Genomic DNA, 14039 nt, shown 5'->3' with positions numbered 1-14039 from the left:
CGGGGTGGTTCCGCCGCCATGCGGCGACCGACCGCTCCTTCGGCGACTTGGCCGAGCTCAGCCCGAACACTGCTGAGAGGCAGTGGTACCTCAGGCTGCACCATGTGCTCGTGAACGCGTCCAGACCCGTCCTGGCCGCCGCTGAACTCGCCTCGCTCATCGATGAGTTGACCCCCTACTTTGCAGCGTGCCCGCACGAGCCGCATCCGTCCCAGGATCACCTCGACTTCCGGGGCAGCACCTTCAACGGAACGGTGGCGGCCGTCCAGCACAACCACTACGGCACCGGCACTCTCCACGACCCCTCCGGATGGACCACCGTGGAGGCCGCCGACCCCATCGGCCTGGGCGTGCGCAGGACCCGGCGCCTGGACCGGGACCCCGAACTCCCGCCCTACGTAAGGCGGGACATCGATGAACAGCTCGGCGCGCTCGTGAGTACCGGTGGCCTGGTGGTGGTGACGGGCGAACCCCTCGCGGGCAAGAGCCGCACCGCATGGGCCGCCGTACGCGACGCACTGTCACCGAAGACAAGGGTCTACGGCCCTTCGCCCGGCGTCGATCTGCACGCGTTGCCCGGCGTGCTGCGGGACCGGAACGGTTCGTATGTGCTCTGGCTCGACGAGTTGGAGGGTCACCTGGGTGAACGCGGCTTGGACTCGGCCCTGTTGGCGCAGCTGTCCGAGCTGCACGTGCCGGTTGTCGCGACGATGAGCGACGAGGCGTACGACGCGCGGCGCTTCGGCGGGGGACCTGCGGCACGGGTGCTCGCGCGGGCGGAGACGCTGGAGTTGACGTGCCGTTGGAGCGAGGCGGAGCTGACGAGGCTCGGAAAGAAGGACGATCCACGCCTAGCCGACGCTCGCAGATGGCACCGGGAGCGGGGCGTGACCGAGTACCTGGCGGTCGGCCCGGAGCTGTGGGACGAGTGGTGGCGGGCACGCCGGGTGACGGCGCATCCGCGCGGGCATGGGGTGGTGCGAGTGGCGGTCGACCTGGCTCGGCTCGGGGTGGACAAGGGGGTGACACCGGACGTTCTGGAGGAACTGAGCGATTACTACGAGCCGTTGGACGGGTTCGACCCGGGACGCGAGTCATGGGCGGACGCCCTCGCCTGGGCCACTGAGGTTCGGCACGGGGTGACCGGGATGCTCGTCGGGGACGGTGACGATCCACGAGGCGGGTTGCGTGCCTTCGGTTCGCTGGCGGCGGACGCGGGGCGGTCGTCGCAGACGCGCACGATTCCCCACGAGGTCTTGGAGGCGGTCAGGACGCTCGCGCTCGACGAGGGCGAGGGGTCCGCGTTCCACCTGCGGTTCGCGAAGGCAGCAGTCGCGCACTTCATGCCCCAAGCGGCGGCCGGCAGCGCGGAGGCACTGTTCCGTCTCGGCAGGTACGACCACGGTCTCGGACTGGTCCGCCGCGAACACTGCCTTTCCGAGGCGGCGAAGCAGGGCCACGACCGGGCGGCCGCCGCACTGGCCGAACTCCTCATGTCCCGCGGCGACTTGACCGAGGCCCAGCCCTACCTGGAACAGGCCGCCAAGGCCGGCGACTCCGAAGCCGCCGCCACTCTCGGCACCCTGCTCCGCGACCAGGCCGAGACCTGGTTGCGCCAGGCCGCCGATGCGGGCAACGCCGCGGCCGCCCACCAACTCGGCGACATGCTGGTCGGCACCGGCCGAGAGGGCGAGGCGCTGCGCTGGTACCGCAAGGCCGCGGCGGCGGGGCGTCGCGAGGTGGCTGCGAGTCGCGGCGCTCCCCGTACGGTGCCGGCCCGCAGCCGCGTTCCGCAGCCCCGCCCCACCGACGTCTTCGCCGACCGTCTCCTCGCCGTGCTGAGCGGTCAGCGGCCCGTCCACTGGATGCTCCGGCACACTGCGGGCCGTGCCTACGACGAACTGGCCCGGCTCGCCGAGAACGGTCCCCTGCGTGTCACCGGCGGCACCCGCCCGGTGGTTCGTGGCATCGGCTACTACGTCGCCCGCGAGGGCGCCGTGGAGGCCTTCGCCCGCATCGGCGCCGGTGACCAGGTACGGGCGATGGCCTTCCGCCTGGAACGCGGCGCGGACCTCCGCTGGTGCTGCACAGCGGTGGAACTGGGCGCCCCCACCCCCACCCCGGATACCGTCAAGGAGTGACCAACCAGCCCAGCCACCCCACCCCGCCGACCTCCGCGGCTCCCGCGACCCCCGCTCCGGACCCGGCCCCCAACCTCTTCACCTGGGAATTCGCCACCAACCCCTACCCCACCTACGCCTGGCTCCGCGAGCACGCCCCCGTGCACAGGACCCGCCTCCCCAGCGGGGTGGAGGCCTGGCTGGTCACCCGTTACTCCGACGCCAAGCAGGCGCTCGCCGACCCGCGTCTCTCCAAGAACCCCGCGCACCACGACGAACCGGCGCACGCGAAGGGCAAGACCGGGATCCCGGGTGAGCGCAAGGCCGAGTTGATGACGCATCTGCTGAACATCGACCCGCCGGACCACACGCGCCTGCGACGACTGGTCAGCAAGGCGTTCACGCCCCGGCGGGTGGCCGAATTCGCGCCCCGGGTGCAGGAGTTGACGAACGATCTGATCGACCGGTTCGCGGCCGACGGCTCCGCCGACCTCATCCACGACTTCGCCTTCCCGCTCCCCATCTACGCCATCTGCGACCTCCTCGGCGTCCCCCGCGAGGACCAGGACGACTTCCGCGACTGGGCGGGCATGATGATCCGTCACGGAGGCGGCCCGCGGGGCGGAGTCGCCCGGTCCGTCAAGAAGATGCGCGCCTACCTCGCCGACCTCATCCACCGCAAGCGCGAGGCCCTCTCCGACGCTCCCACCCCGAACTCCGGCGGGAGCGTCTCCGGCACCGCCACCTCGAACCCCGGCGGGAGCCTCTCGGGTACCCCCACCTCGAACCCCGGCGAAAACCTCCCCGGTACCCCCACCTCGAACCCCGGCGAAAACCTCCCCGGCACCCCCACCTCCGCCCCCACCGAAGACCTCCTCTCCGGCCTGATCCGCGCCTCCGACCACGGCGAGCACCTCACCGAGAACGAGGCCGCGGCGATGGCCTTCATCCTCCTCTTCGCCGGGTTCGAGACGACCGTCAATCTCATCGGCAACGGGATGTACGCCCTGCTCAGCCACCCCGAGCAGCGTGCGCGCCTGGAGAAGTCCCTGGCCGCGGGGGAGAGCGGCCTCCTCGAGACCGGCGTAGAGGAACTCCTGCGCTACGACGGCCCGGTGGAGCTCGCGACCTGGCGGTTCGCCACGCGTCCGCTCACCCTCGGCGGGCAGGACATCGCGGTCGGCGACCCCGTGCTGGTCGTACTCGCCGCCGCGGACCGTGATCCGGAGCGGTTCGCGGACCCGGACGTCCTGGACCTCGGACGGCGTGACAATCAACACCTCGGTTACGGCCACGGCATCCACTACTGCCTCGGCGCCCCGCTCGCCCGACTGGAGGGCCAGACCGCGCTCGCGACCCTCCTCACCCGCCTCCCCGACCTGCAACTCGCCGGAGATCCGGCCGACTTGCGCTGGCGCGGCGGCCTCATCATGCGCGGACTGCGCACCCTGCCCGTGGAGTTCACCCCGGAACGCCGTTGAACAGGTGGTCCGGGGCGCCGTCGGACAGGCGATCCGACTCCCTAAACCTGAAAGTGACAGTTCTTCAACTCTGTGATCTTCACGTGATCTCCGTGGCATTAACTTGTGACAAGTGATCGACTGTGGATACGTTCACCTACCAGCGCGGCGCCCCGCACCACCCCCACCCCCTTCCGCCGCGCGGTCCCCCGCTGTCACGCGAAAGGCCTCCGCATGCTCTCCGGGAACGGTCGTCACCGTCGCCCCCGTCAGGCTCCGGCTCTCCTCGTCGCGGCCGGGGTGACCGGCTCCGCCATCGCCATCCCGCTCCTCGGCGCCGCCGCCGCGAACGCCGCCGACGGCACCACCTGGGACAAGGTGGCCAACTGCGAGAGCGGCGGCTCCTGGAGCGAGAACGACGGCAACGGCTACTACGGCGGCCTGCAGATGACCCAGGACGAGTGGGAGAAGTACGGCGGCCCCGACTACGCGCCCAGCGCCGACCTGGCCAGCCGTTCCCAGCAGATAGCCGTCGCCGAGAAGATCCTCGCCGACAAGGGCACCTCCGCCTGGACCACCTGCGCGCTGCTCTCCGGCCTCACCACCACCTCGGGTTCGACGGACGTCGACACCGGCCTCGCGAGCGACTCCCCGTCGGCGGACCCGACCGACTCCGGTTCCGACTCCGACTCCGGTTCGTCGGACTCGTCTGCTTCCTCCGGCTTGTCCGACTCCGGCACCACGGACTCGACTTCGTCCGACGCGTCCGGCGATTCGGGTAGTGGCTCGACCGACAGCCCCTCGCCCACCGCGACGGACAACTCCAGCAAGTCCGACAAGTCCACCACTCCTTCGGTCGGCAACGACTCGGTCGCCGCCTCCCCGAAAATCGACGAAACGGACAACTCCGCCCAGGCGGTGGGCAAGTGGAGCCTCGTCGACACCGGAGCGCTCGGCGATGCCGACGACCAGCAGAGCACCCGGTCGACCGGTCAGCAGAGTGCCGGCAAGCATCGCGGCGCCAGCGCCGAGGAGAGCGTGTCGCCGCAGACCTACACCGTCCGCGCCGGCGACTCCCTCGCGTCCATCGCCGACTCCCTTGGCTACGACGGCGGATGGCGTGCCCTCTACGCCGAGAACAAAAAGGTGATAGGCGCCGATCCGACCCAGATCGCCGCCGGTCAGACCTTGGATGTCGGCACGGAAGTGGACGAAAAGTAGCAAGAGAGCGGCGGGAGTTCGCGTCACGCTTCGCTCGGGAATGTCCGGTTTGATCAAAGTGTGGGATGAGTCTCAGAAGGCCTGATCGTCTTTGAAATTCCGTGGATTCCGTGTCTACGGTCAAGGCCGCTCGTCACCACGAGCCCCGGCTGCCGCACACGCCGAGTCCTGCCAGCGGCCTCCGGGAACATTCGTCGCGTCAAGCGCCGTAGGCAGGAGCGGGGGACCCAAGGTAAGCGCCGGGCCCGGGAGTTGAGAGACGACCGGAACCGGCTTGGGGTGAAGTCGCGCACCGAGAGGTGTGCGGCCGGGCAACTCACACGGCCCGAACCCGACAGCTCACCTCGTAGGCGTCGGTGAGGGGATTGGGATTTTCCATGCTGTTTTCCAGCAAGGGCAAGCACCGCCGTCCGTCCAAGGCCACCCGCGTTGCCACGCTCGCCGGCGTCACCGGTGTCGCGATAGCCGCCCCGCTCATGGCGACCGGCAGCGCCTCCGCCGCGACCGCCTCCGAGTGGGACACGGTCGCCAGCTGCGAGTCCGGCGGCAACTGGTCCATCAACACCGGTAACGGCTACTACGGCGGTCTGCAGTTCTCCGCCTCGACGTGGGCCGCGTACGGCGGCACCGCCTACGCCTCCACCGCGAACCAGGCCTCCAAGTCCCAGCAGATCGCCGTGGCCGAGAAGGTTCTCGCCGCCCAGGGCAAGGGCGCCTGGCCCACCTGCGGCACCGGCCTGTCGGGCGCCTCCTACTCCGGCGGCAGCAGCTCCAGCTCCTCGAACAGCAGCAGCTCGTCGAGCAAGAGCACCACCGAGCGCTCCACCACCGACACCACCGCCTCCCGCTCCGCCGAGCGCCCGGCCGCCAAGAAGACCGTCACCACCCCGACCGGCAAGAAGGTCAAGAAGGGTGACGGCGAGTACAAGGTCGTCAAGGGCGACACCCTCAGCTCCATCGCCGAGAAGCACAAGGTGAAGGGCGGCTGGCAGCAGCTGTTCAAGCTGAACAAGGACATCATCGACGACGCCGACTTCATCTTCCCGGGCCAGCAGCTCCACCTGAAGTGACCTACGCGGCTCGTAGCTGAACCACAGCGCCCTCACATCCGTGGTGTCCATCATGGAGACCCCGTGAGGGTCACCCCCGTCCCCCACGGGCTCCCCGCTCCGGTGCGTGTTCCCCCGTACGCACCGGGGCGGGGCTTTTTCGCGTTCCCGTCCCCATGCCTGCCGCTTGCCGGGACTTTTTGTTCCGTTCGGAAACAATTTACTCTCGGTTCTGTCCATCAGGCGGCCGACCGGATGGCCAATCGCCCCGAGCCGGTTAGGCTCGTCTCGCAGAGCCGCTGCGGTGTTGCCGTAGCCGCGTCAGATCCCAAGAAGGAGATGCTCGTGCCGTCCATCGACGTCGTCGTAGCCCGGGAAATCCTGGACTCCCGAGGCAACCCCACGGTCGAGGTCGAGGTCGGCCTCGACGACGGCAGCACGGGTCGTGCCGCCGTTCCGTCCGGCGCCTCCACGGGTGCCTTCGAGGCCATCGAGCTGCGTGACGGAGACCCCAACCGCTACGGCGGCAAGGGTGTCGAGAAGGCCGTACTCGCCGTCATCGAGCAGATCGGCCCGGAGCTCGTCGGCTACGACGCCACCGAGCAGCGCCTGATCGACCAGGCGATGTTCGACCTGGACGCCACCGACAACAAGGGCTCGCTCGGCGCCAACGCCATCCTCGGCGTCTCCCTCGCCGTCGCGCACGCCGCGTCCGAGGCCAGCGACCTCCCCCTCTTCCGCTACCTCGGCGGTCCGAACGCGCACCTGCTGCCCGTTCCGATGATGAACATCCTGAACGGCGGCTCGCACGCCGACTCGAACGTGGACATCCAGGAGTTCATGATCGCCCCGATCGGCGCGGAGTCCTTCTCCGAGGCGCTGCGCTGGGGCGCCGAGGTCTACCACACCCTCAAGAAGGTGCTGAAGACCAAGGGCCTGTCCACCGGCCTGGGCGACGAGGGCGGCTTCGCCCCGAACCTGGAGTCCAACCGCGCCGCCCTCGACCTCATCATCGAGGCCATCAAGCAGGCCGGTTACATCCCCGGCGAGCAGATCGGGCTCGCGCTCGACGTCGCCGCGTCCGAGTTCTACAAGGACGGCAAGTACGAGTTCGAGGGCAAGTCCCGCTCGGCCGCCGAGATGACCGAGTACTACGAGGAGCTCGTCTCCGCGTACCCGCTCGTCTCGATCGAGGACCCGCTGTACGAGGACGACTGGGCCGGCTGGAAGGTCATCACCGACCGCATCGGCGACAAGGTCCAGATCGTCGGCGACGACCTCTTCGTCACCAACCCCGAGCGCCTCGCCCGCGGCATCGAGGAGGGCACGGCCAACGCCCTGCTCGTCAAGGTGAACCAGATCGGCTCGCTGACCGAGACCCTGGACGCCGTCGAGATGGCCCAGCGCAACGGTTTCAAGTGCATGATGTCCCACCGCTCCGGCGAGACCGAGGACACCACCATCGCCGACCTCGCCGTCGCGGTGAACTGCGGCCAGATCAAGACCGGCGCCCCGGCCCGCTCGGACCGCGTCGCCAAGTACAACCAGCTGCTCCGCATCGAGGAGATCCTCGACGACGCCGCCGAGTACGCGGGCCGCAGCGCCTTCCCCCGCTTCAAGGGCTGATCCCGGGACCCCCCGGGTCAATCCTTAGCCAGTCGTACGTACGTCCCCGCACCCGGTCCCGTACCGTGTGCGGGGACGTACGCACGTGTGAAGGGGAGGCGGGACATGGCCGTGAAGGACCGGGACCGGTTCTCCACCGCGACCAGGCTCAAGCTGCTCGGCGAGCAGACGGCGGCCCGTGTCTACCGCTCCCAGACCAAGCGGCAGGCCCGCCGCTCCCGGCTCACCGGCCGGGCGGCCCTCCTCGCCCTGGTGCTGTGTTCGCTGATCGTGGCGCTGGCGTACCCGATAAGGCAGTACGTCTCCCAGCGCGCCGAGATCTCCGACCTGGAGCGGCAGCAGGCCCAGGCCCGCCAGCGGGTCGAGCAGCTGCGCGACCTGAAGGCGCGCTGGCAGGACGACTCGTACGCGGAGCAGCAGATCCGGCAGCGGCTGCACTACGTGATGCCCGGGGAGACCGGCTACATCGTGATCGACCCGGACGCGGCGAAGCAGTCGCGCGCGGAGCTGGGGGCGGCCGACCGCCCGTGGTACTCGAACGTCTGGGACGGCGTGGACAAGTCCGACGCCTCCGACCAGTGACACCGAACTGACAGAGAGATTTTCGTACCGGCATGGAAAAGCCCCCGCCGTCCACTCCGCGCACCGAGCCCACCGACGCGGACGTCGAGGCCTTCAAGCAGCAGCTCGGGCGTCCGCCGCGCGGGCTGCGCGCGATCGCACACCGTTGCCCGTGCGGCCAGCCGGACGTGGTGGAGACGGCCCCCCGCCTCCCCGACGGCACCCCCTTCCCGACGACGTACTACCTCACGTGCCCGCGCGCCGCCTCGGCGATCGGCACGCTGGAGGCCAACGGCGTCATGAAGGAGATGACGGAGCGGCTGCGGACGGACCCGGAACTCGCCGCCGCGTACCGCGCAGCCCACGAGGACTACATCGCGCGCCGTGACGCCATCGAGGTCCTGGAGGGCTTCCCGAGCGCGGGCGGCATGCCGGACCGGGTGAAGTGCCTGCACGTCCTGGTGGGCCACTCCCTGGCCGCGGGCCCGGGCGTCAACCCGCTGGGCGACGAGGCGCTCGCGATGCTGCCGGAGTGGTGGGCCAAGGGGCCGTGCGTGACGGTGACGAAGGAGTACGAGAAGTGACCCGGGTCGCCGCCGTCGACTGCGGTACGAACTCGATCCGCCTCCTCGTCGCCGACGTGGACCCGGCGACAGGCCAACTCGTCGACCTGGACCGGCGGATGACGATCGTGCGCCTCGGCCAGGGTGTGGACAAGACCGGCCGGCTGGCCCCCGAGGCGCTGGAACGCACCTTCGCCGCCTGCCGCGACTACGCGGCGATCATCAAGGAACTCGGCGCCGAACGCCTCCGCTTCGTGGCCACGTCCGCCTCCCGCGACGCCTCGAACCGCGACGACTTCGTCCGCGGGGTCCTGGACATCCTCGGCGTCGAGCCGGAGGTGATCACGGGCGACGAGGAGGCGGAACTCTCCTTCACCGGCGCGACGGCGGAACTGGCCGGCCGGGACGACCTGGCCCTCGCCAAGCCCTACCTGGTCGTGGACATCGGCGGCGGCTCCACGGAGTTCGTGGTCGGCGACGACGCCGTCCGCGCCGCCCGCTCCGTGAACATCGGCTGCGTCCGCATGACCGAGCGCCACCTGGTCCGCGACGGCAAGGTCACCGACCCGCCCACCCCGGACCAGATCACGGCGATGCGCGCCGACATCGAGGCCGCCCTCGACCTCGCCGAACAGACGGTCCCCCTCCGCGAGGCCCGCACCCTGGTCGGCCTGGCCGGCTCGGTCACCACGGTCTCGGCGATCGCCCAGAACCTCCCCGAGTACGACACGGAGGCCATCCACCACTCCCGCGTCTCCTACGACCGCGTCCGCGAGATCACGGAGTCCCTGCTCCGCTCCACCCACGCCGAACGCGCCGCCATCCCCTCCATGCACCCGGGCCGCGTCGACGTCATCGGCGCGGGCGCCCTCGTCCTCCTCTCGATCATGGAGCGGGTCGGGGCCAGCGAGGTCGTGGTGAGCGAGCACGACATCCTGGACGGAATCGCGTTCAAGGCGGCGGAAGAGGCCGGGGCGGGCAAGGCCCCCTGAGATTCGGCCCTCGCCCGCGTCCCCCGTCGGGCATAGTCGGTGCAGGGCGCTCACGGACCTGCGGTCGGTGAGCGGAACGTGCGTGACGGGGGGTGTGGATGATGGCAGTGCTGCCGTTCGACATCGTGGTCGTCGTCCTGATCGGGTTGCTGATCTGGGCGTTGGTCCGTTCCCGCGCGCGACGGGCCCAGGCGCGGCGTCAGGCCGGGACGGGACCGACCGTCCTGCCACGCGTCCCCCAGGCGCACAACCAGGGGGGCCGTACCCCTCCAGCAGCCGGTGACCCGGGGCGACGTCCCATGCTGACGGTGGCCGCCGAGATAGCCGGGATCCTCGGGCTGTTCATCGCCCTGATCGCCCTCATCTCCACGCGCTAGGAAGGGCGGACGCGGACCACCAGCTTCCCCGTGGCCCGGTTGTGCTCCATGTCCCCGTGGGCCAGCGGTACTTGCTCCAGGCCGTGGTACACCCGGTCGACAGGGAAGGCGAGTTGGCCGGCGGCGACCGCGTCGAGGATGTCCTGGAAGACCGCGGGGGACAGGTCGGACGCGTCGCCGAAGTAGCCCGCGAGGCGAACTCCCCTCGGCAGGTACTCGTTCGGGGAGAAGTCCCGCACCGTCCACTGGTTGGAGAGGCTGCCGCCGAAGCAGGCCGTGCCGTGGACGCGGACCGTGCGCAGGGTGTCCTGGAGGGTCGGGGTGCCGACGAGGTCGAGGGCGGCGTCGACACCGTCCGGGTACAACTCCCGTACGGCGGACGTCACTTCGCCGGTGTCGAGGAGAGGGTGGTCGACGCCCCGCTCCTTCAGCAGAGCCAGCCGATCGGGGCGCCGGGTGGTGGACAGCACCGTGGCGCCACGCCGGCGGGCCAGCGCGGCGGCGGCCAAGCCCACGGAGGAGGTACCGCCCCGGATCAGCAGGGACTGCCCCGGCTGCAGATCCAGCCCGACGGTGAGCGAGCCGTAGGCCGTCTGCACCATCTCCGGCAGCGCGCCCAGCACCTCCCAGGGCAGCTCGGTCTGGACGGGGATCACCTGCGCCAGCGGCACGGACGTGTACTCGGCGTACCCGCCGTCGTAGGTCCGCCCCATGTCTCCCATCATCGCGACGACCTTCTGCCCGGGAGCCAGCCCACTGCCGGCCGGGGCCGCGTCGACGGTCCCCGTGGCCTCGATGCCCGGCACCCGCGGGAAGCTGACGCCCTCGCTCACCCCCAGCCGCAGCTTCAACTCCGACCGGTTGACCCCGAAGGCCTCCACCCGGATACGCACCCACCCGTCCCGCTCGGGCGGCAGCGGGAGCGTGATCAGCCGCAGGTTCTCCACGGGGCCGGGGCCGGAGAGCTGGACGGCACGCATGGTGCTCGGCGAGGACGTCATGGGCCTGCCAACGTGCGACCGGGCCGGCTTCATTCCCGACTCGCCCTGGTTTTAAGGCCGTTGGCGTACGCGCAGGTCAGAAGTCCGCGATCAGGAGCCGGTAGCCGACGTCGAGGGTGTCGCGGGGGAGCAGGTCGGCGTACCGGGTGTGCCAGCGGCCCGTGGTGAGGTCGTCGGCGAGCAGCGTCAGGCCGGGGGCGAGGGTGTCGTCTCCGGTCTGGGCGGGCAATGGAGATGTCGGCGCGCACCTCGGGGGCAGAGGTCTACGACCAGGAGCCGGTAGCTGACATCGACGGTGTCCAGCGCGAGCAGGTCGGCGTTCTGCTCGTGCCGGCGGCCCGTCGTGAGGTCGTCCCGGAGCAGCGTCAGGCCGGGCGAGGGGGTGACTTCCTCGATCTGGGCGTCGAGATGCCAGCGCGCACCTGGGGGTCAGAGGTCTGCGACCAGGAGCCGGTAGCCGACGTCGAGGGTGTCGCGGGGGAGCAGGTCGGCGTACCGCTCGTGCCAGTGGCCCGTCGCGAGGTCGTCGGCGAGTCTCGTCAGGCCGGGGGCGAGGGCGTCGTCTCCGGTCTGGGCGAGCATCGAGATGCCGGCGCGTACCTGGGGGTCGAGGTAGGCGTGGGGGCGGCGCCAGTAGGCCGCGCCGAAGCCGTCCGTGCAGTCGTGCGGGACCGGGACGGGCTCCGTCCGCGCTCCGCCGAGCAGTGCGGCCAGGCGTTCGGGCGGGACGGCGCGGGTGTCGTCGTAGGCCGCCGCCTGGGGGAGGTAGTCGCGGACGAGCCAGAACCGTTCGCGGAAGACCCGCTGGTCCCAGGTCAGGACGACGACGCGGCGGCGCGCGACCCGGCGGAGTTCGGCGAGACCCGCCGCGAGGTCGGTCCAGTGGTGGACGGTCAGCAGCGCCATGACGGCGTCGGCGGCGTTGTCGCGCAGCGGCAGGCGTTCGGCCACCGCGCGGACTGCGGGCGCCGATCCGGGCGGGCGCTGGGCGAGCATGATCCGGCTGGGTTCCACGGCGAGCAGCGTGTGCGGCGGTTCGTAGGAGCCGGTGCCCGCGCCCACGTCGATCACGTCCTCCGCGTCCCCGAGCGCGGCCCGGATCCGCGCGGCGACGCGTGGGTCCGGGCGCCGGGTCCTGGCATACGTCGTGCCGAGCGTGTCGTAGACGGCCATGCCTTTGAGTATGGGGAGACGGCGCTCTGCCGGACCCTCGCGAGCCCGAATTATTACTCGCCGGTATTAAACTCCTGAGCAGCCCATATAACGTATGAGCGGTTGCAGGGGCGCTCGCCGACCCCCTCCGGAACACGTCCGTAAGAAAGTTCGTGAAGTTCTTCACAAGGAATTCTGTCCTGGTGGACGACGAGACTGCCCCGGTTGGCCCTTCCGGGGTTCCGGCGGGCCTGGGAACGTGCTCGGCGGGGTGGTGCGGGAGTGATTCGGGGGAGTTTCGGGAGGGTGTCGTGGAGGTGTGGTCCAGGGGTGCCGGAGAGGTAGATCGGCAGCTCACGCGGCCTTGACAACGGGGCGAACCGACCCGTGGTTCCCCGCCCGCGGAGTGACGTGGATCATGCGAGTCGCGGAGGATAACACACCCCCCACCGATGCTTGTGAAGGGGCGCACGAGCGACCCCCCTGGGGCAGGTGGATACTCGATGCCATGAGCACCACGGAGCGTCCCAGGATCCTCGTAGTAGGCGGTGGGTACGTAGGCCTGTACGCAGCTCGGCGCATTCTCAAGAAGATGCGCTACGGCGAGGCGACCGTCACGGTCGTCGACCCCCGGTCGTACATGACCTACCAGCCCTTCCTCCCCGAAGCCGCCGCCGGCAGCATCTCCCCTCGGCACGTCGTCGTCCCGTTGCGACGCGTCCTGCCCAAGGCGGAGGTCCTCACCGGCCGGGTCACCACCATCGACCAGGACCGCAAGGTCGCCACGATCGCCCCCCTCGTGGGCGAGGCGTACGAGCTGCCTTTCGACTACCTCGTCATCGCGATGGGCGCGGTCTCCCGCACCTTCCCGATCCCCGGCCTCGCCGAACAGGGCATCGGCATGAAGGGCATCGAGGAGTCCATCGGCCTGCGCAACCACGTCCTTGAGCAGCTCGACAAGGCCGACTCCACCACCGACGAGGAGATCCGCCGCAAGGCGCTCACCTTCGTCTTCGTCGGCGGCGGCTTCGCCGGCGCGGAGACCATCGGTGAGGTCGAGGACATGGCCCGGGACGCGGCCAAGTACTACACCAACGTCTCCCGCGAGGACATGCGCTTCGTCCTCGTCGACGCCGCCGACAAGATCCTCCCGGAGGTCGGCCCCAAGCTCGGCCTCTACGGCAAGGAGCACCTGGAGAGCCGCGGGATCGAGATCTACCTCTCGACCTCGATGGACTCCTGCGTCGACGGCCACGTCGTGCTGAAGAACGGCCTTGAGGTCGACTCCAACACGATCGTGTGGACGGCCGGCGTCAAGCCGAACCCCGTTCTCTCCCGCTTCGGCCTCCCGCTCGGCCCGCGCGGTCACGTCGACGCCCAGCCGACCCTCCAGGTCACCGGCACCGACTACGTCTGGGCCGCCGGCGACAACGCCCAGGTCCCCGACATCGCCGCCCGCAAGGCCGGCGTCGAGAACGCCTGGTGCCCGCCGAACGCCCAGCACGCGCTGCGCCAGGCGAAGGTCCTCGGCGACAACGTGATCTCCGGTATGCGGGGCTTCCCGCAGAAGGAGTACTCGCACGCCAACAAGGGTGCGGTCGCCGGTCTCGGCCTGCACAAGGGCGTCGCGATGATCGTCATGGGCAAGGTGAAGATCAAGGTCAAGGGCCGTCTCGCCTGGTACATGCACCGCGGCTACCACGGTCTGGCCATGCCGACCTGGAACCGCAAGATCCGCGTCTTCGCCGACTGGACGCTCGCGATGTTCCTCAAGCGCGAGGTCGTGTCGCTCGGCGCCATGGAGAACCCCCGCGAGGAGTTCTACGAGGCCGCCAAGCCGGCGCCGGCTCCGGCCGCCGCCGCGAAGTCCGAGGAGAAGGCCAAGGCCTCCTGACCGTCCACGGTCACCTCTGACGA

General features: G+C 70.2%; 13 protein-coding genes and 1 riboswitch. Of the genes, 10 read left to right on the top strand and 3 right to left on the bottom strand.

The window, feature by feature from the left end:
- Window positions 1-110: 110 nt before the first annotated feature.
- The 9 genes from R2B38_RS51310 to R2B38_RS15585 all read left to right on the top strand — a co-directional run bounded on the left by R2B38_RS51310 (window position 111) and on the right by R2B38_RS15585 (window position 9969).
- Window positions 111-2141 (top strand): Rv3235 family protein, encoded by a 2031-nt coding sequence (locus tag R2B38_RS51310; RefSeq protein ID WP_411978455.1) that lies wholly within the window; start codon window positions 111-113, stop codon window positions 2139-2141.
- Window positions 2138-3601, top strand: coding sequence for a cytochrome P450 (locus R2B38_RS15620; RefSeq protein ID WP_318016774.1), 1464 nt, complete (start codon window positions 2138-2140; stop codon window positions 3599-3601). The genes R2B38_RS51310 and R2B38_RS15620 overlap by 4 nt, the downstream gene beginning before the upstream one ends.
- Before the next feature lie 213 nt (window positions 3602-3814).
- Window positions 3815-4801 (top strand): transglycosylase family protein, encoded by a 987-nt coding sequence (locus R2B38_RS15615; RefSeq protein ID WP_318016773.1) that lies wholly within the window; start codon window positions 3815-3817, stop codon window positions 4799-4801.
- Window positions 4802-4995: 194 nt separating this feature from the next.
- A riboswitch (cyclic di-AMP (ydaO/yuaA leader) is annotated at window positions 4996-5169 on the top strand.
- Between the two features lie 9 nt (window positions 5170-5178).
- On the top strand, window positions 5179-5871 hold the full coding sequence (locus tag R2B38_RS15610) for a transglycosylase family protein (protein ID WP_318016772.1): 693 nt from the start codon (window positions 5179-5181) through the stop codon (window positions 5869-5871).
- 318 nt (window positions 5872-6189) lie between these two features.
- Complete coding sequence (gene eno / locus R2B38_RS15605; RefSeq protein WP_033284339.1) at window positions 6190-7476, top strand: phosphopyruvate hydratase; 1287 nt, start codon at window positions 6190-6192, stop codon at window positions 7474-7476.
- Between the two features lie 105 nt (window positions 7477-7581).
- Window positions 7582-8058, top strand: coding sequence for a septum formation initiator family protein (locus R2B38_RS15600; protein ID WP_318016771.1), 477 nt, complete (start codon window positions 7582-7584; stop codon window positions 8056-8058).
- 32 nt (window positions 8059-8090) lie between these two features.
- Complete coding sequence (locus R2B38_RS15595) at window positions 8091-8621, top strand: DUF501 domain-containing protein (RefSeq protein WP_318016770.1); 531 nt, start codon at window positions 8091-8093, stop codon at window positions 8619-8621.
- Window positions 8618-9592 (top strand): Ppx/GppA phosphatase family protein, encoded by a 975-nt coding sequence (locus R2B38_RS15590; RefSeq protein WP_318016769.1) that lies wholly within the window; start codon window positions 8618-8620, stop codon window positions 9590-9592. Before R2B38_RS15595 ends, R2B38_RS15590 begins: the two co-directional genes overlap by 4 nt.
- Window positions 9593-9693: 101 nt before the next feature.
- Window positions 9694-9969, top strand: a complete 276-nt coding sequence (locus tag R2B38_RS15585; protein WP_318016768.1) for a hypothetical protein — start codon at window positions 9694-9696, stop codon at window positions 9967-9969.
- Here the strand turns inward: R2B38_RS15585 and R2B38_RS15580 are convergent.
- The 3 genes from R2B38_RS15580 to R2B38_RS15570 form a co-directional block, all read right to left on the bottom strand.
- Window positions 9966-10970: a zinc-binding dehydrogenase gene (locus R2B38_RS15580; RefSeq protein WP_318016767.1), complete on the bottom strand. Its 1005-nt coding sequence runs from the start codon at window positions 10968-10970 to the stop codon at window positions 9966-9968. The two genes, R2B38_RS15585 and R2B38_RS15580, sit on opposite strands and share 4 nt — an antisense overlap.
- A 76-nt stretch (window positions 10971-11046) precedes the next feature.
- Window positions 11047-11199: a hypothetical protein gene (locus R2B38_RS15575; RefSeq protein ID WP_318016766.1), complete on the bottom strand. Its 153-nt coding sequence runs from the start codon at window positions 11197-11199 to the stop codon at window positions 11047-11049.
- Window positions 11200-11399: 200 nt separating this feature from the next.
- Window positions 11400-12143, bottom strand: a complete 744-nt coding sequence (locus tag R2B38_RS15570) for a class I SAM-dependent methyltransferase (RefSeq protein ID WP_318016765.1) — start codon at window positions 12141-12143, stop codon at window positions 11400-11402.
- A gap of 487 nt (window positions 12144-12630) precedes the next feature.
- Between R2B38_RS15570 and R2B38_RS15565 the strand changes: the two genes are divergently transcribed.
- Complete coding sequence (locus R2B38_RS15565; RefSeq protein WP_318016764.1) at window positions 12631-14016, top strand: NAD(P)/FAD-dependent oxidoreductase; 1386 nt, start codon at window positions 12631-12633, stop codon at window positions 14014-14016.
- Window positions 14017-14039: the final 23 nt, after the last annotated feature.

The sequence above is a fragment of the Streptomyces sp. N50 genome, assembly GCF_033335955.1.
Taxonomy (GTDB): Bacteria; Actinomycetota; Actinomycetes; order Streptomycetales; family Streptomycetaceae; genus Streptomyces.
Note: the sequence above shows the minus strand (reverse complement) of the source record. Positions and strands in the feature narration are given on the sequence as shown.

Bases quoted from the DNA above. Each gene is read 5' to 3' on its own strand.
- R2B38_RS15615 (WP_318016773.1), top strand. From the start codon at position 3,815: ATGCTCTCCGGGAACGGTCGTCACCGTCGCCCCCGTCAGGCTCCGGCT.
- R2B38_RS15610 (WP_318016772.1), top strand. From the start codon at position 5,179: ATGCTGTTTTCCAGCAAGGGCAAGCACCGCCGTCCGTCCAAGGCCACC.
- eno (WP_033284339.1), top strand. From the start codon at position 6,190: ATGCTCGTGCCGTCCATCGACGTCGTCGTAGCCCGGGAAATCCTGGAC.
- R2B38_RS15600 (WP_318016771.1), top strand. From the start codon at position 7,582: ATGGCCGTGAAGGACCGGGACCGGTTCTCCACCGCGACCAGGCTCAAG.
- R2B38_RS15595 (WP_318016770.1), top strand. From the start codon at position 8,091: ATGGAAAAGCCCCCGCCGTCCACTCCGCGCACCGAGCCCACCGACGCG.
- R2B38_RS15585 (WP_318016768.1), top strand. From the start codon at position 9,694: ATGGCAGTGCTGCCGTTCGACATCGTGGTCGTCGTCCTGATCGGGTTG.
- R2B38_RS15580 (WP_318016767.1), bottom strand. From the start codon at position 10,970: ATGACGTCCTCGCCGAGCACCATGCGTGCCGTCCAGCTCTCCGGCCCC.
- R2B38_RS15570 (WP_318016765.1), bottom strand. From the start codon at position 12,143: ATGGCCGTCTACGACACGCTCGGCACGACGTATGCCAGGACCCGGCGC.
- R2B38_RS15565 (WP_318016764.1), top strand. From the start codon at position 12,631: ATGAGCACCACGGAGCGTCCCAGGATCCTCGTAGTAGGCGGTGGGTAC.